At 49.2% G+C, this 24,527-nt stretch carries 21 protein-coding genes; 10 read left to right on the top strand and 11 right to left on the bottom strand.

Annotation, left to right across the window (positions count from 1 at the left end):
- Positions 1 to 27: 27 nt before the first annotated feature.
- Entirely contained in the window at positions 28 to 600 is a 573-nt protein-coding gene (locus tag AC6R03_RS14745; RefSeq protein ID WP_500631608.1) for a DNA-3-methyladenine glycosylase I, read from the top strand.
- Positions 601 to 777: 177 nt separating this feature from the next.
- On the opposite strand, the gene AC6R03_RS14750 is transcribed toward AC6R03_RS14745, so the two are convergent.
- Entirely contained in the window at positions 778 to 2,760 is a 1,983-nt protein-coding gene (locus tag AC6R03_RS14750) for a TonB-dependent receptor domain-containing protein (protein ID WP_500631607.1), read from the bottom strand.
- Between the two features lie 141 nt (positions 2,761 to 2,901).
- On the bottom strand, positions 2,902 to 3,867 hold the full coding sequence (locus tag AC6R03_RS14755; protein ID WP_500631606.1) for a LysR family transcriptional regulator: 966 nt from the start codon (positions 3,865 to 3,867) through the stop codon (positions 2,902 to 2,904).
- A gap of 270 nt (positions 3,868 to 4,137) precedes the next feature.
- Between AC6R03_RS14755 and AC6R03_RS14760 the strand changes: the two genes are divergently transcribed.
- The 4 genes from AC6R03_RS14760 (at position 4,138) to AC6R03_RS14775 (ending at position 7,787) form a co-directional block, all read left to right on the top strand.
- A complete protein-coding gene (locus AC6R03_RS14760; RefSeq protein ID WP_500631695.1) occupies positions 4,138 to 5,046 on the top strand; it encodes a siderophore ABC transporter substrate-binding protein in 909 nt (302 codons plus the stop codon).
- A 69-nt stretch (positions 5,047 to 5,115) separates the two neighbouring features.
- Positions 5,116 to 6,072: an ABC transporter permease gene (locus AC6R03_RS14765; protein ID WP_500631605.1), complete on the top strand. Its 957-nt coding sequence runs from the start codon at positions 5,116 to 5,118 to the stop codon at positions 6,070 to 6,072.
- Positions 6,065 to 7,015: an iron chelate uptake ABC transporter family permease subunit gene (locus AC6R03_RS14770; RefSeq protein WP_500631604.1), complete on the top strand. Its 951-nt coding sequence runs from the start codon at positions 6,065 to 6,067 to the stop codon at positions 7,013 to 7,015. The genes AC6R03_RS14765 and AC6R03_RS14770 overlap by 8 nt, the downstream gene beginning before the upstream one ends.
- A gap of 10 nt (positions 7,016 to 7,025) precedes the next feature.
- A complete protein-coding gene (locus AC6R03_RS14775) occupies positions 7,026 to 7,787 on the top strand; it encodes an iron ABC transporter ATP-binding protein (protein ID WP_487902069.1) in 762 nt (253 codons plus the stop codon).
- An 87-nt stretch (positions 7,788 to 7,874) separates the two neighbouring features.
- Here the strand turns inward: AC6R03_RS14775 and AC6R03_RS14780 are convergent, their stop codons facing one another.
- Entirely contained in the window at positions 7,875 to 9,077 is a 1,203-nt protein-coding gene (locus AC6R03_RS14780) for a cystathionine beta-lyase (RefSeq protein ID WP_500631603.1), read from the bottom strand.
- Positions 9,078 to 9,154: 77 nt separating this feature from the next.
- The gene (gene cls / locus AC6R03_RS14785; RefSeq protein ID WP_500631602.1) at positions 9,155 to 10,609 is read right to left on the bottom strand and encodes a cardiolipin synthase; all 1,455 of its coding nucleotides are present in this window, start codon (positions 10,607 to 10,609) and stop codon (positions 9,155 to 9,157) included.
- A 422-nt stretch (positions 10,610 to 11,031) separates the two neighbouring features.
- On the opposite strand from cls, the gene AC6R03_RS14790 reads away from it, so the two are divergent.
- The 3 genes from AC6R03_RS14790 to AC6R03_RS14800 all read left to right on the top strand — a co-directional run bounded on the left by AC6R03_RS14790 (position 11,032) and on the right by AC6R03_RS14800 (position 14,220).
- Complete coding sequence (locus tag AC6R03_RS14790; protein WP_500631601.1) at positions 11,032 to 12,459, top strand: sodium-dependent transporter; 1,428 nt, start codon at positions 11,032 to 11,034, stop codon at positions 12,457 to 12,459.
- 107 nt (positions 12,460 to 12,566) lie between these two features.
- Positions 12,567 to 13,259, top strand: coding sequence for a TIGR01621 family pseudouridine synthase (locus tag AC6R03_RS14795; protein ID WP_500631600.1), 693 nt, complete (start codon positions 12,567 to 12,569; stop codon positions 13,257 to 13,259).
- Positions 13,260 to 13,287: 28 nt separating this feature from the next.
- Positions 13,288 to 14,220 (top strand): class I SAM-dependent methyltransferase, encoded by a 933-nt coding sequence (locus AC6R03_RS14800; RefSeq protein ID WP_500631599.1) that lies wholly within the window; start codon positions 13,288 to 13,290, stop codon positions 14,218 to 14,220.
- Positions 14,221 to 14,316: 96 nt separating this feature from the next.
- Here the strand turns inward: AC6R03_RS14800 and AC6R03_RS14805 are convergent, their stop codons facing one another.
- The 7 genes from AC6R03_RS14805 to AC6R03_RS14835 all read right to left on the bottom strand — a co-directional run bounded on the left by AC6R03_RS14805 (position 14,317) and on the right by AC6R03_RS14835 (position 21,874).
- Positions 14,317 to 14,931, bottom strand: coding sequence for a CDP-alcohol phosphatidyltransferase family protein (locus AC6R03_RS14805; RefSeq protein WP_500631598.1), 615 nt, complete (start codon positions 14,929 to 14,931; stop codon positions 14,317 to 14,319).
- 2 nt (positions 14,932 to 14,933) lie between these two features.
- Positions 14,934 to 15,572, bottom strand: coding sequence for an ATP-binding cassette domain-containing protein (locus tag AC6R03_RS14810; protein WP_500631597.1), 639 nt, complete (start codon positions 15,570 to 15,572; stop codon positions 14,934 to 14,936).
- Positions 15,538 to 17,280, bottom strand: coding sequence for an ABC transporter permease (locus AC6R03_RS14815; RefSeq protein WP_500631596.1), 1,743 nt, complete (start codon positions 17,278 to 17,280; stop codon positions 15,538 to 15,540). The genes AC6R03_RS14810 and AC6R03_RS14815 overlap by 35 nt, the downstream gene beginning before the upstream one ends.
- Positions 17,281 to 17,304: 24 nt before the next feature.
- Entirely contained in the window at positions 17,305 to 18,447 is a 1,143-nt protein-coding gene (locus AC6R03_RS14820; protein WP_500631595.1) for an ABC transporter substrate-binding protein, read from the bottom strand.
- Between the two features lie 219 nt (positions 18,448 to 18,666).
- Positions 18,667 to 19,218 carry a hypothetical protein gene (locus AC6R03_RS14825; protein WP_500626877.1) on the bottom strand — a complete coding sequence of 184 codons (552 nt, stop codon included), beginning with the start codon at positions 19,216 to 19,218 and terminating at the stop codon, positions 18,667 to 18,669.
- Between the two features lie 188 nt (positions 19,219 to 19,406).
- The gene (locus AC6R03_RS14830; protein WP_500631594.1) at positions 19,407 to 19,904 is read right to left on the bottom strand and encodes a response regulator; all 498 of its coding nucleotides are present in this window, start codon (positions 19,902 to 19,904) and stop codon (positions 19,407 to 19,409) included.
- Positions 19,901 to 21,874, bottom strand: coding sequence for an ATP-binding protein (locus AC6R03_RS14835; RefSeq protein ID WP_500631593.1), 1,974 nt, complete (start codon positions 21,872 to 21,874; stop codon positions 19,901 to 19,903). Before AC6R03_RS14835 ends, AC6R03_RS14830 begins: the two co-directional genes overlap by 4 nt.
- Positions 21,875 to 22,047: 173 nt before the next feature.
- Here AC6R03_RS14835 and AC6R03_RS14840 point away from each other — a divergent pair, with 173 nt between their 5' ends.
- Positions 22,048 to 23,316, top strand: a complete 1,269-nt coding sequence (locus AC6R03_RS14840) for a DUF945 family protein (protein ID WP_500631592.1) — start codon at positions 22,048 to 22,050, stop codon at positions 23,314 to 23,316.
- Positions 23,317 to 23,435: 119 nt separating this feature from the next.
- Complete coding sequence (gene serC, locus AC6R03_RS14845; protein WP_487902080.1) at positions 23,436 to 24,518, top strand: 3-phosphoserine/phosphohydroxythreonine transaminase; 1,083 nt, start codon at positions 23,436 to 23,438, stop codon at positions 24,516 to 24,518.
- The last annotated feature ends 9 nt before the right edge of the window (positions 24,519 to 24,527 follow it).

The raw sequence follows: 24,527 nt of genomic DNA on the forward strand, positions 1-24,527 counted from the left end.
TTAGAACAACCAAGAAAAGGAGAGCGCATGCAACGGTGCCGTTGGGTGGATGAATCAAAGCCAGATTACGTGGCTTATCATGACAATGAATGGGGCGTGCCTGTCCATGATGATAAGGTGTTGTTTGAATTTTTAATTCTCGAGTCCGCGCAGGCAGGGTTGAGTTGGTACACCATCTTAAAGCGTCGCGAGGGTTATCGCCGTGCGTTTGCAGGCTTTGACCCGCAGAAGGTCGCACAGTTTGATGCCAAAAAGGTTGAGCAACTGATGCAAGACGCCAGCATTATCCGCCACCGGCCGAAAATTGAAGCAGCAATTAACAACGCTCAGCGCTTTCTTGAGGTGCAAAAGGAGTTTGGCTCATTCAGTGCATTTATTTGGGGATACGTCCAAGGGGTGCCCGTCGATAATCGCAGTGAAGAGCGTCTCCCTGTGGCCACCACGCCATTGTCTGATCAACTGTCTAAAGAGATGAAAAAGCGTGGATTTAAGTTCTTGGGAAGTACGACGCTTTATGCGTATCTGCAAGCGGTTGGGGTAGTCTTCGATCATGATTTGGACTGTTTCTGCCGGGAGAAAACCACGATTCAACACGCATAAGCCAAGTGAACTCAGTAACGTACAAAAGTGAACGGAGTAACGTAAATAAGCAAAGGGGCTATCGAGCCCCTTTATCGTATCGGTATACTTTTAACGTTTCGCTTGTTGCTCCGCACGATGAAACTTTGGTATGCAATTCGAGCTAGCAACAATCACTCAAAACGATCACTCAAGGGATCAGAAGTTTGCCGTCAGTCCCACGTACCAAGAGCGAGGGTCGACGCTATAACCGCGCTGCGTCACGTCTAAATCATCATATTGTTCGTCGGTGAGGTTACGCACGCCAGCTCGGAGGCGCCAATCTTGCAGGAAGTGATAATTCATACCTAAATCGACGGTGGTCACCGCTGGGCGTGTGATGTCATCGCTCACGCTCAGAGTGGTATCGCCAATGTAATTCACACGAGCAAAGGTATCCAACCAGTCGGTCGCGTACCAAGTAAGTCGAGCGTTGGCTTTGTGCTTAGGTCGGTTCTCCAAGGTTTCACCGGTCTCTTTGTTTTCAGTATCGAGATAGGTGTAGGCGGCGTTCAGTTCCAAGCTTTCAGTGAGATTAATGTGGCCAGACAACTCAATCCCCTGAGTCATCGCTTTATTGATGTTCCAGTAGGTGTAAATCGGTTGGCCATCGGGGCCTGTGCCGACTTCACTGCCATCGGACAGATCACGATCAATCAGGTTCTTAATATCATTTCTAAACACACTCGCTTCGACGCCCCAATCTTGCTCATTATAAATCGCGGAAACCTCATAGCTGACGCTGGTTTCTGGCTTCAAGTTCGGGTTACCACTGATTTGGCAACTGCCCTTACAGCTATTGATGATGTTTTCCGATGAAGTTTGCAATAGCGAAGGCGCGTTAAACGCTGAGCCCACTCCCCCTTTTAGGGTCAACTTGTCGGTGACGGTATTGACTAAGTAAGCACGTGGGCTCCAGTGACTGCCATAGCTTTCATGAAAGTCCAAGCGAGTGCCGTAAGTTAGGGTGTATGCGTCACCAAGTGCCCATTGGTCTTGCACGAAGAGCGCTTGTTCGTGCGCGTCTGCTTTACCGGTGACCGCCAAACTTTCAGGATTATCGAGTTCGGCGTAGCTCCATTCGCCGCCCATGGTTAGGGTGTGGTTGGCGATAAAGGTCGTGGCGTGACCGTAAAGCTGTTGATTGGTCTCAATGACATCGTTGACCGCCGTGTCCGTATCGGCCGCGTCTTCACTGGTGACGGAATCACGGTTGTACCTAAGCTGAGCATCACCCCAGCTGAAGGCACCGTTGTAGGTGAGTGCTTGCATGTCGCGCTTGATGGTCGCGTCTGATTCGGTTAATCCCGAGGTAGATTCAATCACGCCTTGACGATCGTCATCATTGAATGCGAAATCGAAAGCGAGGTCATGATTGGGGTTGATGTACCATTGAAGGTTACCGCTCATGGCCAAGGTTTCACGCTCTTCTAGTGTTGTTGCATCTGCACGATCATACTCGCCACTGCGGCCGGAAGCGGTGCCATCGAAAGCGTGGTAAGCGTCACGGCCGCTTTTATTGATGGACAACGCGAGATAGAGTTCGTCGTCAATCAAAGCCCCCGAGGTGTTAAAGCCAACACTGTATTCGCCGCCCTTGTCATCATCTCGGTAGGCATAATCGGTGTTGATTTGAGATTGCCAGTCGTTAGTTGGTTGCTTAGTGATGACATTGATGACGCCGCCAAGGGCCTCTGAGCCATACAGTGCAGACATAGGTCCACGTATCACTTCAATTCTTTCAATGCTCTCTTTAGGAATGGTCGCTAAATCGAAGTCGTTACCTCGGAAAATAGCGTTAGAAGAGCTGAGTTTTCTGCCGTTAAGCAAGATCATGGTGAACTTGGTGTCCATACCACGAATTGAGATCTCTTTACGGCCTGCGCGCCCACCGTCCATTTGGCTCTCGACGCCAGCGACGTACTGAACCAAATCATTCAATGCGAGAGAAGGTTCGGCGATGATTTGCTCTTGGGTGATCACCGAGACTGAAGCGGGCGCTTTCGCCAGCGTGGTTTCGGTGCGCGTGGCAGTGATCACCATTTGTTCATCAAATTTTTCCGTTTCTTCGCCACTGGCCGCAAAAGTAGGGAGAGAAGACGCGACAAGCAGAGCGATGGGGGTTAACGTGAAACGATTCATGGAATGCACTTTATCCTTAATGTAATTACCAATGAGAATGGTTCGCATTACATATGCATGAGTAATAAAGTGCAATCAAAGTTTCATACGATTTTTACATGCTCGTTATTCAACTAATGAATAACCTGTGCGTTTTTTATTCTATTTCGCTTGCTCGTCATGCCGCCTAGCGACGTTTTTTTGCTCGTAATGATAGTGCTCACGAAATAGGTCACGTACCCAGACACACATGGGATCCAAGTGGTAGCGCTTGTGCCAATACAAGTAGATGTTTTGGTATGAGGACTTGATGGCATCGGGCACTTCTCGAGTCACTAAGCGCTTACCGGCCGCGACCTCCTCGGCGAACGGGGTCGGAAGATGAAAGATCAGATCCGTTTCTTGAGCGACATTGGCGGCAGCGTTAAAGTTGGTCAACATCACTGGTGTAGAGAGTTTTTCGTTTTTGGCCAGTAAGCCCAGCTCTCTAAATCGGGGCTCGATGGAGAGTGTTTTACCACCCTGGATGGATATTTGACCGAAATGGGCGTGGCGAAGGTCATCCACTGTGATAGGGCGCTTCGCCAATTCATGATCTTCGCTCATCAGCAGCCGGAAGTCACGGGAACGGATGAACATGCGATACAGGTTTTGCTCGCTGTTGCTCGGTTCGATGGTTGAAAGAACAAAATGGACGTTACCTTCATTAAGCGCATCAAAATGACGTTTTGGCACCGTATCCAAATCGACAATCAGATTCGGCGCTAAGCGGCGAATACGACGTAGAATCGGTGGCAGTAACCAGTTGATTTGCGGAACCAATCCGAAAAACCGCACCGTTTGTTCCGACTCGTGTGGGATAAATTGTCCGCCGTTGACAAAGCGTTCTAGTCGCTGGAGTAACCCGTCAAGCTCTTGCTGCAACTGAGTCGCTTTGGAGGTAAGTTCGTAGCCTTGGGACGTGCGAACCAGTAACTCATCGTTAAACAGTACGCGCAATTTGTTCAATGCGCGGCTGACGCTGGGTTGGCTCATATGAAGGGTCAGTGCGGTATTGGAGACGTGTTTTTCCTCCAGCAGGTGTTTCAAAATCACCAGCAAGTTTAAGTCAACCTTATCTAAATTCATTTTCTGCATAACCAGTATGGAAACTATCCTATTGACGGATTGATATTAGCTGATATTCTCAATCATAATCAAGAATCATTCTTGTTACCATTTGCGATATGGCCATTTAGCTGCCAACTATTGGTGAGAAGAATGATTCAATATTTGAATATGGAACAACACCTTAAACGTGGTGATGTCGTGAATCCTCAGTGATACATCCTGTCATTGAGTGTGGTTAGGTAAAGGTGGAACCTCCGTATGGCAAGGCTTAAGGCTTTTTCTTTAAACATGGTATTTTCTTGGAACATCGTATTGGGTTGTGCAGTTGCGCTGGCAAGTACATGGACAAGTGCAAAAACAATCGAACACAATTTGGGTAGCATTGAGATTGAAGGTCAGCCCAAACGCGTGGTGGTGCTTAGTTACGGCGCGTTGGATTTGCTCGATGAGTTGAATGTTGAAGTGGTGGGTGTGGTGAAGCAACTGATCCCAGAGCACCTTAGTCAATATCAAGCGGAGCAATATGCGTCGCTGGGCAGTTTGAAAGAACCAAATTTTGAAGCCATTTACATGGCGAAACCGGATTTGATCATTGCTGAAGGGCGCCAAGCGGAAATGTACTCTGCTTTGTCTGACATCGCGCCGACCTATATGTACCAAATTGACAGTGCGGATTACTGGACAACGACGCAGCATCACTGGCGTGTGATGGGGGATGTGTTTGGTCAATCCGAGCGTGTTGAGCAGATGATCGCAGACGTGCAAGCGCAGTTTGATGCCGTCGCGAAGAAAGCGCAGTCTGGTGAGTTCAGCGCGTTGACCGTGATGAACAATGGCAATCGCATTTCTATGTTTGGTCATCAAAGTCGTTTCTCGATTGTGTATGACGAGTTTGGTTTCCATACCAACGAAAGCAAAAATGTTGAGACCGTCGCTGCGACACACGGCAACTTGATCTCCTTTGAATACATCGCTGACGCCAAACCGGATGTAATGTTTATCCTTGATAGACAGCAGGCGATTGGCGCGGGCAATAATGTCTCTAAACAGCTGTTTGATAATGCTTTGGTCAACAACACACCCGCCGCCCAGCATGACCGCATTGTGTTTTTGGACCCTGCTGCGTGGTACTTGACCGCAGGGGGATACCACTCAACGCAAACCATGGTGGCCGACGTCGAAAAAGTGTTCCACTGAGCCTCTGACGTTTAAATTTTATCCTTGAGACAGCGACGGATGGTGTCGGCCATCCGTCTACTTTATGTAATGAATAACAAAATTCTCTTCGCAATACTTGGTTTGTGCACACTGAGTATTGCTTCTTTATTTGTGGGTGTGGCGACGATCAATTTGTCGTCTCTGATGGTTGGTGACAGTCACACGCTCGACATCATTGTGACCAGTCGGCTGCCAAGGCTGTTGGCGATAGGGCTTGCGGGCGCAGGGCTTAGTGTGGCGGGCTTGATCATGCAGCAGATTGTTCAAAACCGCTTTGCTGCCCCGTCGACCACGGGGACGGTTGACTGCGCTATGCTCGGCTACATTATCGGACTAGTGCTGTTCTCCGAGGCGCAAAGCTGGCTGCATCTCACCATCATTATGAGTTTTGCTCTGCTTGGAACGCTGATCTTTGTCCGTTTTATTCAAAAGCTGAAATTTAAGAACGCTATGCTGGTGCCATTGATTGGGATCATGTACGGCAATGTCGTCTCCTCTATGACCACCTTTATTGCTTACAAATACGATTTGGTGCAAACCCTAGGCTCATGGACAGTGGCCAATTTCGCGTCCGTTCTCAAAGGCAATTATGAAGTGCTTTATCTTGCTGTCCCGACGTCGATCTTGGCCTACCTCTACGCGAGTCGGTTTAGCGCGGCGAGCATTGGGGAGAGCTTTGCGAGAAATATCGGTCTCAACTATCAACGAATCGTCACTGTGGGCGTACTGCTGGTGGCGGTGTTGTCCTCTTCTGTGGTGATGATCGTCGGCGTGATTCCCTTTCTAGGTTTGATTGTGCCTAATGTGGTGTCACTGTTTATGGGCGATAACATGCGCCGCAATCTCCCCTGGACAGCGTATTGGGGGGTGTTGCTTGTGCTGATCTGTGATGTGCTAGGACGAGTGATCATTTTCCCTTATGAGGTACCGATTTCGATGATCATCAGCATCCTAGGCGGAGCCATTTTCGTGACACTGATTCTAAGGGATAAGAGCAATGCGTAATGGCGTAAAAATGGTGTTGCTGGCGGCCTTGTCACTATTGTTTATCGGTTACTTTTTAGGGAAAGGGCTGACCGTCGACAACTATCAGTTTTTCTTGTCGCGCCGTATCCCTAAAGTGCTGGCGATCGTGATTGCCGCGGTGGCGATTGCCTCGTCGTCTTTGGTGTTTCAGACCATCACCAACAATCGAATCCTCACCCCCAGTATTCTCGGCTTCGACTCGCTGTATGTGATGATTCAGGTCTTGCTGGTGGTGACGTTGGGCAGCATGAGTGTGTGGGTGGTGAACAGCGGCATCAACTTTTTGCTCTCCACGTCGATTATGTTGCTGCTCGCCATGACGCTGTTTGGCTTTTACTTCAAAAAGGCGCAGCGAAACCTGTTTACCTTGCTGCTGATTGGCGTGGTGTTGAGTAGTCTATTTAGCAGCGTTACCGGCTTCTTCACTATGATTGTCGATCCCGATGAATTTACCATGATTCAGGGGTCTATGTTCGCGAGCTTCAATAACATCAACGGTGACTTGGTCTACTGGAGTCTGTTGCCTCTCTCTTTGAGCGCGGCGTACCTCTTTTATCTCTCTCCACAGTTGGACGTTTTTTGGCTTGGAGAGGCGAACGCGAAAAGTCTCGGTGTCGATACCCAAAAGCTGACGATGAGGGTGATGTTTGCCATCACCATTTTGGTTTCCATTTCCACAGTGTTGGTCGGTCCGGTGCTGTTTTTTGGTCTGATAGTGGTGGCACTGACGCGCGAGTTGTTTCGCGCCTATCAGCATCGAGTGTTACTGGTTGGTGCCAGTTTGCTGTCGATTGTCATGTTGGTAGGTGGGCAGTGGATGGTTGAGAACCTATTAGATTTTCAAACCACGATTAGTGTCATCATCAACTTTATCGGTGGTGCCTATTTCTTAATGTTGTTGAGCAGAGAAAAACTCAGTTAAGGCGAGCAAAATGATTACCATCCGTGGATTAAGTAAACAATACGACGAACAGTATGTGGTCAACAATGCTGATGCTTTGTTCCCTCTCGGGGAGGTGACGAGCATTATCGGCCCAAATGGAGCGGGAAAAAGTACGCTGCTTGCTATGGCGAGCCGCTTGACCGACAGTGATGCTGGAACGGTTGTGATTGGCGACAAGCCACTCAATCAATGGGAAACCCAGGAGCTTGCTAAGCATCTTGCGGTGCTGCGCCAATCCAACAACATTAATATGCGATTTACGGTGCGTGAGTTGGTCGCCTTTGGCCGTTTCCCCTACTCACAAGGACGGTTGACCAAAGCGGATCAGTCGGTCATTGACGATGCGTTGGCGCAATTGGAGATCACTGATATTCAAGATCGTTTTATCGATCAGCTGTCAGGCGGGCAACGTCAGATGGCGTTTATTGCTATGGTCGTTGCTCAAGATACCGACTACGTATTTTTAGACGAGCCACTGAACAACCTCGACATCAAACACTCGGTCGATATGATGCAGTCATTGAAGCGTCTCGCGCATAAAAATAACAAAGCGATTGTGATTGTGATTCACGATATCAATTTCGCTTCCTGCTATTCGGATAACATTATTGCGATGAAAAAGGGGCATGTGGTGAAAAGCGGCCCAACGCAGGAAGTGATTCAAGAGTCGGTATTAAGTGATATTTACGAGCTGCCTTTCACGATTCGTGAAGTCGATGGCAATCGTATTTGTATGTATTATCAAGGATGACACTCTTAGTGAATCACTCTCGCTGCATCATCCATAAAACAAAAGCGCCTTCGCGGCGCTTTTGTCATATTGGCTGTTTGGTATTTGTCACTGAGCCGCTTTTTCGGCAATGAGAGCATTGTAGCGCTGAAAACCCGCCTCCAGATCGGCCAACAAATCGTCAACGTCTTCAAGACCAATGTGGACACGAATCAAGGTGCCAGTGAAGTTTGGGTTGGCTACCGTGCGTAAACTGTTAAAACTCTTTGGCTCGTTGGCTAAAATTAAACTTTCAAATCCACCCCATGAGTAGCCCATACTGAAATGCGTCATTCCATCGAGTAGGGCGGTGGTGGCTCTTGGGTAACTGGTTTTGAGTACAAAGGAAAACAACCCGTTGCCGCCGGTAAAGTCACGGGCAAAAAACTCATGACCCGGACAGGTATCGAGCGCAGGGTGGCGAACGTGATCCACTTCTGGACGATTGGCCAGCCACTGGGCGATTTTCAGACTGTTCTGCGCATGCTGTTTTAGTCTCACATCCAGCGTGCGAATGCCGCGCAGACCCAGATAAGCATCATCCGGCGAGACACATTGCCCCATCAAATAGCTTTGCTCACGTAACTGATCCCAGTACTTTTCATTTGCCACCGCGGTACCTAGCATGACGTCCGAGTGACCAACGATGTATTTGGTTGCCGCCTGAATCGAAATGTCGACCCCATGTTCAAACGGTGAGAAGTGGACGCCCGCTGACCAAGTGTTGTCGAGCATCACAATGATATCGTGTTTATGCGCAACTTCGGCGAGCGTCGGGACATCCTGCACTTCCATGGTGATTGAGCCTGGAGACTCGAGAAATAGCACTTTGGTGTTAGGTTGGATAAGTGATTCGATCTCTTCGCCAATCATAGGGTCAAAGTAGGTCGTCGAGACGCCCATCTTCTTCATGATGGTGTTACAGAAATCACGTGTCGGTTCGTAACAGGTATCCACCATAAGAATATGATCGCCAGTCTCGACAAAAGAGAGAATCGCGTTGGAGATGGCGGCCGTACCGCAGGGGAACAGCGCACACCCTGCGCCACCTTCAATCTCAACCATCGCATCTTGAAAGGCAAAATGGGTGTGAGTACCACGACGACCATAGAAGAGGGTTTTGTTCGCGCGGTTGACCATGGCGTGATGTTTTTCCGCAACGGTGTCGAACACCACGGTTGAGGCGCGTTGCACGGGTGGGTTGACCACGCCGTTGGTCCATTTTTTGTCACGACCTGCGGTGACGAATTTTGTTTGTTTGCCCTCTGACATCTTAAGTCCTTGTCTTTGCTGCGTTGCCAATGAAACGAACCTCTATTTAAAACATGGCGAGCGGCAATGATCAAGCCTTATAACAGTGGGTTAAACAAGTAGAAGACACGCTCTAAGAAGCGGGAATAGAGAGAGCGCTCGTTCCACTGCTCTAACTCCACCTTATAGGCACTCTCGATGTAGCTTTGCTGTAACCAATACATCTCTTTAGTAAACGCCACGTCATCGATGGCAAGGGTCAACTCGAAGTTAAGCCATAAGCTGCGCATGTCCATATTGACGGTGCCAACCAAACAGAACTGCTCGTCGATCACAACCGATTTGGTGTGCAATAATCCCCCATAGAACTCAAAAATCGACACACCCGCTTGCATCAATTCAGCGTAGAAGCCGCGAGATGCCCACTGCACCATCAGTGAGTCATTTTTGTGTGGAATGATGAGTTCTACTTTGACGCCTCGCTGAGCGGTCATCTTCAAGGTTTCCAACAAATCGGCGCTCGGGACGAAGTAAGGCGTCGTAATGCGCACGGATTGGTTGGCTTGATTGATCGCCAAGGTTAAAACTTGGGAGATCAAATGCTCAGGCATCCCGGGACCAGAAGGGACCACTTGCACAGGGTGCTGGGTCTGCCTGTCATCTATTCGGCATTCTGGAATGGAGGGTAAGCTGCGCTGGCCGGTTTCCACTTCCCAATCCCAGCAATGGATGGCAGAGAGGACATTGACGGTGGGGCCAGTAATGCGGATCATGATGTCGATCCACTGACCGACACCGGAATCTTGTTTGAAATGGGCAGGATCGACCAGATTCATCGAACCGGTATACGCCACTTTTTCATCAATAACGATGATCTTGCGATGTTGGCGCAAATCGAGGCGACGCAGAAAAATACGCCACGGGCTCACTTCGAGCGCCTGAACCACCTCGACGCCCGCTTGTTTCATCATGGTGTGCCAATCACTGCTAAAAAAGCGCGGGCTGCCTGCGGAATCGAGCAACACTTTGACATTTACGCCTCGCTTTGCCGCGCGAATAAGGGCAGAGGCGACAGAGTCGGCGAGCCCACCGGGGTGCCAGATGTAAAACACCATTCGAATGCTGGATTGAGCGTGTTCGATATCCTCTATGATGGAGCGCAATATCTCATTGGGTGAACTCTGCAGAGATAATGAGTTGCCTGATAAGGCGGGCAAACCGAGGCGATTATTGCACAGTTCGTCAATGCGGGTGATGTGGCGGCCAAACATCTCAGGGGAGTGTGCATGGCAATCATTGAGTTTTGAGAACCAAGTTGCAAAGGGAGCGAGCATCTCTTTCGCCCGTTCGGCGCGTTTTCTACCTAAGTTAAGTTCGCCAAATAAGAAATAGCACCCAACGCCCACCACGGGAAGAATATAAATGATCATCAACCATGCTAACGATACGCTGACAGCGCGCCGTTTATGGACGACACGAAGCGTGACGCCAGCAACAAGTATCCAATAGAGTACGATCCCCGCGAGGGTGAGGAACTGGTAAAATTTATCCATCAATCAACCTAAGACTGCAATAGCTTGTCCATCTTACTTCGAGCCCCGTTTTCCAACAAGCGTTTGAAAGTTTGCTATGGACACAAATGCATAACATTTATGAATGTGTAATAGGGTAGAGAACGGCTTATATACCAGACTGGTTTCGTATAGCGAAACAGAACGATTGTGTTAGAGAATTGTAAAACGAAGACACAAGCATGCGCGCTAGGTCAAAAAAGCAGCATTTAACTGCGCAAGTTACAAATATGTTGGTAATTTGTACTTGGCAGGTCTTCCAATTTTACTGGTAAACTGGTTTACTTACCACAACGTTAGCGTCACTCTAAATTCTTAAAAGTGTAAAAAATAATATACACATAACTTTTAAAGACGCCTAACAGAAGCATACACAACATCAATCAAGTTTTAATGGAGTAACCGTGGCTACATCAAGTTCATCAGCCCGTGATACGTGGGGGTCTAAATTAGGCTTCATCATGGCCGCAGCAGGTTCTGCTGTTGGTTTGGGTAACATCTGGAAGTTTCCTTATACCGCTGGGGAAAGCGGCGGCGGCGCGTTCGTTGCGATTTACCTAGTGTTCGTTATTGTTATCGGTTTCAGCGTCATGCTGACAGAGTTTGCGATCGGTCGTAAGACAGGTCTTTCTGCGGTTGGCGCGTTCAAGTCAACGGACCGTCGCTGGGCCTTTACCGGCGTATTGGGTGTGTTCAGTGGTCTATTGATCATGGGCTTCTACCCAGTCGTTGGTGGTTGGGCGCTAGCTTACGTGTTTAAAGTCGGTGGTGGTCTACTTAGCACACCGGACGCGATTGGTAGCAGCTTTGGTGGTTTCATCTCTGATCCTGTTCAGCCTCTCCTTTGGATGGCGGTTTACCTTTTCCTAAACATCATGATCGTTATCAAAGGTATCTCTGGTGGTATCGAAAAAGCAGGCAAAATTCTTATGCCGTTGCTTTTCTTAATCCTCATCGTGGTTTCGGTACGTGGTCTTATGCTACCAGGTGCGACAGCGGGTCTGGAGTTCCTATTTAGCCCTGATTTCTCGAAAGTTGACAGCAACGTAGTACTAGCAGCACTAGGTCAAGCGTTCTTCTCGCTCAGCTTGGGTATGGGTGCAATGCTGACGTACGGCTCTTATTTGAAGAAGAAAGAGAATCTAGTACAGAACACGGCTATCGTTACTGCGATGGACACCGGTGTTGCTATCCTTGCCGGTATCGCCATGTTCCCAGCAATGTTTGCTTTCGGTATGGAGCCAGCAGCGGGCCCAGGTCTAGTATTTGTGGTTGTACCTCAACTGTTTGCTGAAATGGGTGGTGTCGTAGGTCTATTGCTTGCTCTGGCGTTCTTCATTGGTCTAACAGTGGCGGCTTTGACTTCTTCCGTTTCTCTACTTGAAGTGGTTGTGTCTTACCTTATCGATGAAAAAGGTCTGAAGCGTTCAACAGCGGTAATTGGTTCAGGCGCTGTAATGGCGACACTATGTATCATTGCATCGCTTTCTCTTGGTGGCGTCGGTCCTACACTGTTTGATACCGGTGCGTTTGACATCTTCGATCTACTAACGGATAAAATCTTCCTAGCAGTGGGTGGTATGTTGATCTGTATCTTCGCAGGCTGGAGACTGAACCGTGACGACCTGAAGAAAGAAATCACCAACGATGGCGAAGTGTCTTTCCCACTATTCGGTCTATGGTACAACCTAGTGAAATTCGTTATCCCTGTTGCTATCGCGATTGTTGCCTTCATGGGTATCAAATCTGGTTTTGATAGCGGTAAAGGCGAAATCATGCTGCTGGGTATCGGTATCATCGCATTGGCGGGTATCTTCTCTAAGAAGTTGTAATCGCTAAGCGTTGACCTGATAAACAAAAACCTCCCTCTGGGAGGTTTTTTGCTATTTCGCTTTCGCCTCAAATCGGTATACTCGCCTTTCCAAGTAAAGGCCCGTCTATGTTTGATATTCTACACACTCACCCAGACTTTCTTATCATCAACAAACACCCCGGTGTCTCCGTACACAAAGACGACGGTGATACGCTGCTTCTGCAAGCTATCGCGAGTCTCTCGGGGGATGACAAACTCTATCTTATCCATCGCCTTGACAAGATGACCTCCGGGTTATTGCTTCTAGGTAGAAACAGTCAGGCCGCGAGTGAGCTATCAGCGCTGTTTGCGAAACGAACGGTGAGTAAGTTTTATCTGGCAATCGGCAGCAAAAAACCAAAAAAGAAGCAGGGATTGATCAGTGGTGACATGACGCGATCGCGCCGAGCAAGTTGGAAGTTAATCAATACACAGTGTAACCCAGCGCTGACACAGTTTTTCTCTGCCGCGGCGATGCCTGGCGAGCGTCTGTTTTTGTGTAAGCCACATACTGGAAAAACTCATCAGATTCGGGTAGCGCTAAAATCTATTGGCTCGGCCATTGTGGGTGATCCAATCTATAATGCCAGCTCCCAAGCCGATAGAGGCTACTTACACGCGTTTGCGCTCGGCTTTGACTATCAAGGTGAGCGCTACCAGTTTGTCTGTGACCCACGCGAGTACGAGACGCTGGGGAATAAATGGCGTGAGGCACCAGTATCAAAAAGTATCGACGCTTGGCTGACGCCTTGGACACTCAACTGGCCAACCATTAAATAACGGCTAATCAAATAACGGATAACGACCTATGCAATTACTGCCCATTGAATCATTGATCACACAGTTGACCCATGCGTTGTCAGAGGCGAGCGATGAAGTTCGACGTCTATTTCACGGTCGCGGACGTCAGTATGAAGGGCTAGAGCAAATCACCTGTGATTGGGTCAATGGTCAGTTGATGGTGAACCTGTTTAAACCTGTCAGCGACGAGAGTTTGCAGGCACTTAAAGCGGCGCTTATCGCCATGACCGAGCGCGATGTTTGGCGTGAAAAATGCGGGCGTTCAGTGGTGATTCAACACCGATACAGTGAAGGTGCGCCTACGGAAGTGTTGTTCGGTGAGTTAGACCGTCACCCTGTGGTGGTGGAATCTGGACTGAAGTATCAGCTCGATATTGGTCGAAATCAAAACTTCGGGTTGTTTCTCGATATGCGCTTTGGCCGGGATTGGGTCAAAGCGAACGCGCGCCATAAAAACGTGCTTAACTTGTTTGCTTATACCTGTGGCTTCTCCGTCGCCGCTATAGAAGGCGGCGCCGATCAAGTGGTCAACGTCGATATGGCCAAGGCGTCATTGAGCAAAGGACGAGATAACCACAGACTCAATGGCCACAATCTCAATCAAGTGAAGTTCTTGGCCCATGACATCTTCAAATCGTGGGGAAAAATCAAGAAAAGTGGTCCGTATGATTTAGTGATTATCGATCCACCGTCGTTTCAAAAAGGCAGTTTCGCGCTGACGAAAGATTACCAAAAGATTTTGCGTCGCTTGCCCGATTTATTGGCGCAAGACGGTGAAGTGCTGGCGTGTGTGAACTCACCGCAAGTGACAAGCCAATTCCTTATTGATGGTATGCAAAGTGAGGCGCCGCAACTATCGTTTGTTGAGCGCCTAGCGAACCCACCTGAATTTGCCGATGTCGACGATGAGGCTGCGCTGAAAGTACTGCGTTTTCGCTAACCCCCAGTCATCGAACAATAGAGTTATAGAGCGGATGATGAAGCCTGATTTTCAAGCGAGGGTTGGCAGTGAGTTGATGACTTCAAGATGTCTGCTTTATGGCACTGATTTCAGTGTATGGAAGCCAGAATAAATCCGTGTGAAGGTGGTAAACCAGCATGCCGCGCCAAACACATAGGCTATCAGGGCGAAGTGTTCAGGTAATAGGCAGAACAGAATAAAGCAGGCGATGGTCTCTGTGCCCTCTGTTAACCCACTCATGTAGTAGAGCGACTTGTGAGAGTAGATCGGGTTCTCAATACCTCGTTTACTTGCCAAAACGGCGAAGGCGAGAAAACTTGAGCCGGTGCCGATGAATGAGAAAATCAAAAAGGCTCCCGCAACGGCGTTCTGCTCTGGGTTGGCCAAGACAAAACCAAATGGCACTAAAGAGTAGAACAGAAAATCGAGGCTGATATCTAAAAATCCACCCGCATCGGTGATCCCTTGTCTACGTGCCAGCGCGCCATCTAAGCCATCACAGAGTCGATTGACGACGATGAAAAACAGCGCCAAATCGTAGCGAGAAACGATCAGCGCTGGCAAAGCCAAAACGCCAAGAAAAAATCCACATAGTGTGGTTTGGTTGGCCGTCACACCAAGCTTATCCAATCCTTTAGCCGCTAGGGTTAGCGGTGCACGTATCACGCGAATACTCACTCTATCGAGCATGATTATTTCCCCCAACGCCAATGCAAAATACGTCCCTCGGGCGGCACATCTTGTTCATCGTGGGTGACCAGTAGCGTGGGGATGCGCGCTTTGCTTAGCTGTGAAAACACCCAGTCACGAAACTGGACTCTGAGCTGTTGATCGAGTTTGCTAAACGGCTCATCAAGTAGCGCCAATTTAGGCTTAGCCAGCAACATGCGGATCAGGCTGACACGAGCACGCTGACCACCAGAAATATGCTCAGGATATTGGTTCGCTAACGCGTCCAAGCCGACACTCTGAAGGGCTTGCAGTGCGTCTTTTTTTCGTTGCTGACCTTTAATTTGATTGGGCAGAGCAAAGGCGAGGTTTTGCCAAACATTAAGGTGAGGAAACAAGAGATCATCTTGAAATAAAATCCCTACTTCTCGCTGGTGGGCCTCAACCTGATTGATCTCTCGCTCATCAAGAATGATCTCTCCTTGCGCCTGAAAGTCATCACTGAGGTGACCCGCAATCAAATTCAGTAGTGTCGACTTTCCACAGCCGCTAGGGCCCATGACACAGACGACTTCAGCATTTTCTATCGTTAAATCAAGGTCATGCAGTAGTGCCTCTCCTTGTCGATTATGGATGGCGAGGTTTTTGAGATAGAGCGTCATGAGTGGAATCTTCCTTTACAGCATTGGATGTGAGAGTGGCGCTTACGGCGCTTTCTGATACTCGGCGCGTTGTTCTCCGGGTGACAGCGCGGCTCAACAGCAAGGCACCACTAAAAAAGACAAAGGGGAGCAAGGCTTGCCAGATTGCGTAAATGGCGGTGACACGGCGATCAAAGCCACTGGAAAGTGCCACAGCTTCGGTGGTGATCGTCGCGATTCTACCTGCGCCGAGCATCAAGGTCGGTAAATACTGGGCGAGGCTGACACTGGCCCCCACCGCCCAAGCGTAACAGATTGCAGGAAACAGCAGTCGCGCCTTGATGGTGAAAAAGACGCTCAGTGGCGATTTGCCGAGTGACAACGCTGCCTTGGTATAGTTGAGATTGTAACTTCGCCAAGGCCCATCGAGGGCGAGGTAGACAAAAGGAAACGCAAAGAACACGTGTGCCCAGACTGTCCATACCCAGTAGAGATCACTGTTGATACATAGTGTGACCACTTGTAAGCCGAACAAGATAGAGAGCTGTGGGATCAACATGGGCAAGGCGATGACAAATCCAGGTACATGCAAACGCGATCGCAGTCGGTACTCATGGCATACCAAGGCAGCAATTAGGGCAATGGTGGTCGCGATAAGCGCCAGCAGTAAGCTGTCGCTGATGGTTGGTAACACGTTCTGCCACTCATTGTGCCAAAATCTGCCACTCCAAGACGTGGGCAATAAGTCCGGAAAACGCCAACGCTGTGCGACGCTCCACACCAGCATGATGGGCAGCATTGACGCGGCAAGCAGTGCACTTAGAGTGAACACAGATTTGCCAGGTAAAGCCAATCCGGCGCGGCCAGAATATTGCCAGCTTGACCAGAATTGCGTGATTGCTTTTTCAATCACGACCACAGCAAGCAGCAAACTTGATGCGATGGCAAACAGGGTAACGGCGCCTGCAGCGGCGCGAGGTAAGACGTTGAGATCAGGATCGTTAAACCACTGCCAAATCATCACTGCAAAGGTGGGCGGGTTGGTGGGTCCCAAAATCAGGCTTAAATCGACCACGGATACGCCGTAGGCGATCACGGCAAACAGAGGGAAGCGCATTTTTCTCAGCCATTGTGGTAGCACCACTTTCCACCACATTTGTGCGCACGAATATCCGAGCGAATGAGACACCTGGGCGAGCTTAGGAAGGTTAAGCTGGCCAAGTACCGGGATACTCATTAAGAGTAAGAAGGGTACCTCTTTGAGTGCGAGAGCTATCGTTAGGCCTGCGGCGTAAGGGTCATGGATCAACCAGGCTGCATTGTGCGTATCACTGCTCATCATCAACCATTGATTCGCCCATCGTGCCAGCAAGCCGGTCGGGGAGAAGAGAAAGGCAAAGCCAATGGCAAACGCGACGTGGGGCATCGCCAATAAGGGGGAGAGCAGCAACTCTACCTTGCGCCAATGTTTGTTCATCCACAAACTTTGTAAGATGGCAAAGGTGATGGCGCAGGCAAGATAGGTACTCACCAGTGCGCTGGTCAGGGTACTGCCGATGGCGCGTCCCACTCCCGGCCATTGCAACACAGTGTCATACGCGGCTAATGTGATTTGGTCAAAGCCGATGACCGGCATATACCCCAAAGAAGAGAGCATCACACCCAATATGCCGGGCATAATGGGCATGATGCAGATCAGTAAAACAATTAAATACGTCGCTCTAAACATCTGGCTCTCGTATTGGTTTGCTGGCTACTGGCCGTAGCGTTTCTGCCACTCGACTTCGAGTGCGGATTGCCAACTTGGGTGCGGCTCCGCCACAGATTTAAACAGCGTTGTATTTTTCGCGCTGCCCTGTAACACCTCATTCTTAAGCACTGACGGATCGCCCCACACATTCAAATCTCCTTTGCGTGATTGCGCTTCTGGGCTGAGTAAGAAGTTAATCGCCACCTTAGCGCCCTCGGGCGCATTGGCGTTCCAAGGAATCGCTAAGAAGTGAATGTTAGACAGGGCGCCGCTCTCCATCGCATAGGCCGCCGTGGTTGGGGCAAGCTTTCCGCTTGCTTGAGCGGAAAAAACCGCATTGGGATTAAAGGTAATCGCCAAGTCTAACTGTCCGTCGTCGAGCAATTGCAAAGTCTCTGCCGTGCCCGATGGAAATTGCTTCCCTTGACGCCACGCGACCGTATGAAACTCATCGAGATATTGCCAAAGTGATGCCGTCACTGCATCAAACTGGGCCTCAGACACGGGCTTGGTGAGCGATGGATCATTGTTAGTCAGTTCAATCATCAGCGCTTTTAAAAAACTTGTGCCGTGAAATTCGGGCGGGCGAGGGTAGCTGACACGATTAGGGTAGGCCTTAGCGTAGCTTAGCAGTTCACTAAAAGAGGCGGGCGGATTATTCAGTGTGGTGGTGTCATGGATAAACACCAGCTGTCCTACCCCCCAAGGTGCTTCAAGGCCAAGTGTTGGCTCTGAAAAATCACTGTCAACGGGCAGTGACTTATCGACGTACTGCCAATTGGGGAGCGATTCAACAAATGGACCATAAAGCAGAGCGTTGTTTTTCATCGATTTAAAGTTTTCACCGTTGATCCAGACCATATCAACGCTGCCCCCGCTGTTTTTGTCTGCCGCTTTTTCAGCAATCAGGCGAGTCGTGGTCTCGGCAATGTCCGTCACTTTGACGTGTTTCAGAGTCACGCCGTATTGACGCTCTAGTTCAGAACTTGCCCAGCGCAAGTAGTTGTTGATCTCCTGGCTGCCACCCCAAGCATGAAAATAGACAGTTTGCCCTTTGGCTTTTTCAACTACTTGATTCCAGTTGTCGGCCGCTAGGCTACTAAACGCCACAAGAAGCGAGGTGAAGAGTGTGATAAACCTTGTCATGAGTATCCTTTCTGATGAACGTATTGAATGGTTGCGATAAACAAGTAGACCGGAGCCGCATTGCGATTCATTCATTATGAACGAAAAAAAACAAAAGTTTTACGGGCGAAAGAGAAATGTGGGTTAAATCAAGGTGCTGCGTTGGAAATAAAACTTGCGGACAATAAAAAGCAGCGCTTTGAGCGCTGCTTATCAATACACGTTGATGAGCGTGATGTGTTAGAACTTGAAACGCGTGGTAAACATCAATTGGTCGCCATAGAAGTCGTTGATTCGAGCTTCTGCACCGAGAGAGAACAATTCGGTGGAGTGGAAACGTGCGTAGACAGAGCCTAACCATTGGTCTTTATCGTCGAGCGATAAGTAACCGCCGCCACCGCCGACTTCAAGTTGTGGCCCAAGCCACTGACGAACGCCTAAGTTAAGCTGCATGCCTGTTTCAGTGCTCTTGTTGTTGCGACCATTGAAATCCACCATACGGAAGAGCATCGAACCGGTCAGATCCGCCCAGTTGTTGATCGGTGCGTGAAAGCCAAGACCGACCGCTGAGTCGTAATCGCCTTCAAACTCTGAGTCAATGCGAGCAATAAAGTGTGCGTTAGGGTGGATGGACTTGCTCACGCCACCACCGAAGGTCACTGGGCTTGCGCCGATACGAGCTTCGAAGTAGTCGTAACTAAAGTTACTCATAACCGCTGGGCTGTTTGGGTCCTCAGCAAATGATTGGCCAGATGCAAGCACTAGCGCCGCTGCTAAAATTGTTTTACGCATAATGGACGATAAACCTTTATCTTGTTAATTTCCTTGGTCTTTAGCGAGAGTGTCGCTATGACGATGTGTCAACATAATAATGCATCATAGCGAATGCCACTACACTAAATGTCATTGTTTTGTCGATATATCTAGCATTTAGCAAGTGATATGCCAAGATTTAGCCAGTGAATGGCTAAGGTGGTCGTTTATTCACCCAAGTCCAAACGGTTTTTCGCTATCGCGGCAAAGATGGCTTCTGTATCGAGCGTCGATGCCCAGTGGAGCGGATTGGGCTCATTGTCGATTACAAATTGGGTGAGTTGCTCTTTGATCACGCTTCGCAACTCCTCTCCGCGCCAGGGCTTCGCGATGTAAAAGTCGAGGCTCGAGTGATTAATCGCTTCCACGGTATCTTCTAGCCCCGCTTGTCCGGTGAGAAGTAATTTTCGCGTCGACTTTGTCTCTTCTTGCTCATTCAATTCAATCAGGAACTGGATGCCCGTCTGCTCTGGCATAATGTGATCGCAGAGAATCAGCGCCAAACGGGTACCTTCTTTAGCCGCCGACTGAATGATCTGTTTGGCTTCTGCGACCGACTCTGCCGCCTCGAGTACAAACGTCTCTTCAAAGCAATCCAAATCTTGCACTACGCTATCGAGGACTTCTCGCTCGTCATCCACGCACAAAATGAGATAGTTGTTCATACATGAGTCCTTGTTGTGTGAGACATGGGGTTGACTGGCAGCCAAACCGACATCTTAGTATAGGGGGCCAACTCTGGGTGATGGTGGCACTCCTCTTCGGTGAGTGAGACCACTTCTATCCTGCCACCGTGTTGCAGGACAATTTGCTGACAGACCGATAAGCCAATACCTAGGCCAAAATTGCCTTCTTTTTTGGTGGTGAAATTGAGAGTAAAAATTTTATCCAGTTGCGCTTTGGGAATACCACATCCGTTGTCTTTAAACGCCACTTCTAGCCAGTTGTCGTCATGAAGGGTGGTGGAGATCTCCAACACACCTTTGGCAGGAAAGACATCAATCGCGTTGGAGATAAGATTGGTCCACACTTGTTGCAGCGCGATAGGCTGACAGGAAATGAGAGGGATGTCGCCATAGTGCTTTTCAACATGATGGAATTTTAATTTGTTTTCAAAGATCACTAAGGTGTCTTCCAACCCTTCGTGTATGTCACTCAAATGAAAAGATTCATCATCGGGTCTCGCGTAACCTTTCAGGCTCTTGACCATATCTGCAATGCGCTGCGCGCAGACATGGATCGAGCGCAGAGTAGCCCCCGTGAGTTGATAGGCTTCGAGATCGGTGAGTTGGCTTAGCGTCTGCTGCGGGTGACGTTTTGCGCGCGTTAACCACTGCTTATCCTCATTGAGCCCTAGCTTGACCAGCTTTTTTGCCACGCGGCGATCAGAGACGCGCTTTTCAGCGGCGGCGGCGAGCTCGCGCTCTTGTGAGGTGGAGCGGGGCCGTGCAGTAAGTGCATGAGTGAGAATCTCGCTCCCCAATGCTTGTATCGGCTCGTCCCCTTGATGGGCGATCAACTGATGGATTTTGTCAGTGATGGTATCTGTGCCGCGCAGTATTGCGGCAATCGGGTTATTGAGCTCATGGGCAACCCCTGCAACAAGTTGTCCCAACATGGCCATTTTTTCTCTTTCGATCAGTTGTTGGTGGGCCAGTTCCAGCGACTCCAGGGTTTTTTGCAACTCAAGTTTGGTGGTAATGCTGCGTTGCAAACGGCGATTGAAATGGCGCAGTAGTAAATTGGTAAATAGTGGCAGCAGCGCAGTATTGGAGTGCATGACTTTGGCGAAGACGTCACGATCGAGTTTGATGACTTCTGTTTTCGTCAAAGTTATGGCGGTCGAGAATGACGCTTCGCCGGTGACAAAGGACATCCCGCCCACGATGCTGCCCTGACTGTGTCGGACGACTTCACGCTGAATGCCGAGATCATCTTTTTTGTACAGTGCCACTTGGCCTTCGGTGATGAACCACAGAAAGCGGTTTTCCTCGCCTTCTTTGGTTAACAGATGGTCGGCGGAGTAGGTACGACATGCGTTGGTATCATCTTGGTCAGCAAAAAATTCGCGCAGAGCACCGGTCACTTGTTCTGCTAATTGTTGGTCGGTCAGCGTGTGGTGATCGCTGATAAAGCCCTCGCGATAGCTTCGCATCTTCTGATCGATGTGGGCGCGAAGTAGGCGGTGTTGGTCTAGAACTTGGCTATAGCTGAGCAGGTTGTCGCAATCGTTTTCGAGCACGAATGTGGTCAGTTCTTTCAATGCGGTACGTTCGACCACATTATCTTGCAAAGGCTTGGTTAAGCAGTGGTCAAGGCGGCCATCATTGACTGCGGATAAAATGGCTTGAATATCCTGCCCACAACTGACGAGCACTTTTCTTGCTAAGCGTGTTTGAGGGGACTTATCAAGGTGAATCAAGAAGCTGGCGCCATCAAACTGCTCATGGTGACTGGCGATCACTAACGCCATCTCCTGTTGTCTCTCGATGCAGAACTCGAGAATCGAGTGGGCGTCCTCGATGGTATCGGCAGTGTAAATGTCGAATTTAGGCGCAAAGGTCGCAAGTTCACGTCGCAGGATTTCAACGCTCACAGGGTTGTTGTCAAGGCACAATAATGCGTAATGATTCACGGCGTTTTCATTTTTTGGAAACCAACACATGATCCACTGTAACAAGCCTTACCAAACCATGTTGAGAGCTGAGTAATAGAATCTTTGCCAAAATCGAGAGAAAGACAATACTCTGATTTATCTCAATGTTTTTTGGTGTAGACTTGGGACAAATCTCCTTATCGGACACGTACATGCATCAGCTTAAAAAGATTGGCGCCATCGGTGGTGCCATTTCTCTCGCCCTTTGTTGGCCATTGGCCGTGGGGCAAATTGGTCAAAATGTTATTCAAGATGGCATTCGTCACCTAAACAGCGCGGCCATCAGTGCCGACGTCGTCAGTTACGATAGAGGCTACCTTTCCTCAAAGGTGACCACCCGCTATGTGACTCACGATCAAGAGCTCGCCGCCCAAATGGCTCAAGATGGCTTACCCAGCGAGTTTATCGTTCACAGTGATTTGACTCATGGCTTGGTGAGCCTTGACGCCGATTCGGTCATCGAAGGGCTAGAAGCCATTCCATTGACGCTGCACACCTCAACCCAACTCAACGGCAATACTCGTTATACCGTATCTATGGACAGTTGGAATTATGTCGCGCAAGGGGCCGATAACGCGGTGTTGTCGATGTCGCCATCGACGCTGAGCGGTCAGATCACTGTGCTAGGTGAAGTGAGCTACGAGCTGGATATGCCCGCTGCGGATATCGACTTTAACCACGGCGAGTCGCTGCATATTGTGGGTTTAAAAGGCAGTGGCAGTGGTAAGAAACAGGGCAGCTTTTGGTTAGGTGAGCAGACCCTATCTGTCGATGAAGTGACGTTGACGGATCCGGCTCAAGCGGTGTGGCTTGGCCTCAAGCAAGGTCAATACCGCGTCACCAGCTCTATGGACGAAGTGAATCAAACCGTCAGCAGTCAGCATGTTGTTCGTCTTAACGATGTTATCGGTCAAGAGGGCGAAGTGAAAAGTGTTGGTTTCGATCTGACTTTTGGTGGTTTAGATATGGAATCGTTCGACCATTTAGTGAATATCTATCAAAACAACCCTGTTCTCAGTGAAAATGAGATTGAGCAAGCAATTTCCCAAGTTGAGACCCTGTTTACCAAAGGGTTTTATCTCACTATGAACAAATTGGATGTCGATTTGGGTGACGGCGCAGTGTTCGATTCTACTTGGACTGTGGCAGTACCAGAAGGTACCTCTGGCATCTCACAAAACCCTATGATGGTAATCCCAGCGTTGACGGGCGAGATTAATACCTTTTTCTCCAACCAACTTGTTGAACAGTATCCGTTTATTAAGCAGGGTGTTGATGAAGCGATTGTGATGGAGTTTATCTCACAAACCCAGCAAGGCTACCAAATCCAAGCCACCCTTGAGCAGGGGAATTTGGTGTTTAACAATGGCCAGAAAATACCCTTGATGACCTTGTTTCTCTCTGCAATGATGCAGCCATAGTTAGGAAAACAAACCACTAAGCAAGAAAAGAGGTCGTAACACCTCTTTTCTTGCTTTTTATCTCGTAGAAAACGTGCTATTAATCCTAGCAATCTCTCAGAATGATCAAGGAATGTGAAATGGACAACGTATATAACTTCAGTGCAGGTCCAGCGGCGCTACCTAAAGCCGTGATGGAAAAAGCGCAAGCAGAATTTGTTAACTGGAACGCGCTTGGCACTTCGGTTATGGAGATCAGCCATCGCAGTAAAGAGTTTATTCAAGTCGCTGAGGAAGCTGAGCAGGATTTACGTGATCTGCTGAATATCCCAGACAACTACAAAGTCCTTTTCTGCCAGGGTGGCGCGCGCGCTCAGTTCGCCGCCGTGCCGCTTAACTTGCTCGGTAGTGCGCGCAAAGCCACTTACATTGATGCCGGTTACTGGGCACAAAGTGCGATAGAAGAAGCGCAGAAGTACTGTGATGTTGACGCATTCTCTGCAAAAACAGAGAAAGACGGCAAACTTGCTGTCGTCGCCGCGAGCGAGTGGCGTATCGATGCAGACAGTGCTTATGTCCATTTTTGTCCTAACGAAACCATCGATGGTATCGAGATCAGCGAACTGCCCGTGACTGACAAGCCGATTGTGGCGGACATGTCCTCCAACATTTTGTCACGTGAGATTGATGTGTCGAAATATGGGGTGATTTACGCAGGCGCGCAGAAGAACATTGGCCCAGCCGGTATCTGTATCGCGATTGTACGTGATGACTTACTGGAGCTTGCCAGTGAGGTGCTGCCAAGCTTTTTAAACTACAAAATTTTGGCGGAAAAAGAGTCGATGTTTAATACACCGCCGACGTTTGCTTGGTACCTCTCTGGGTTGGTGTTTAAGTGGTTGAAAGAGCAAGGGGGCGTGGCGGCTATGGAGAAAATCAACCAACAAAAAGCCGCGACACTCTACAACTACATTGACCAGTCAGATTTTTACATCAACAACGTGCATTCCGACAACCGTTCACGCATGAACGTGCCTTTCCAACTGAAAAAGCCGGAGTTGGACAGTCTGTTCCTAGAGCAAGCGAAAGCCCGCGGTTTGGTGGCACTCAAAGGTCACCGCGCGGTCGGAGGGATGCGTGCATCGATCTACAACGCGATGTCGCTCGAGGGTGTACAAGCCTTGGTGGACTTTATGGCTGAGTTTGAAAAAGCCAACGCATAACGGTATTTC

The sequence above is a fragment of the Vibrio sp. R10-SG-ISO4 genome, assembly GCF_059834135.1.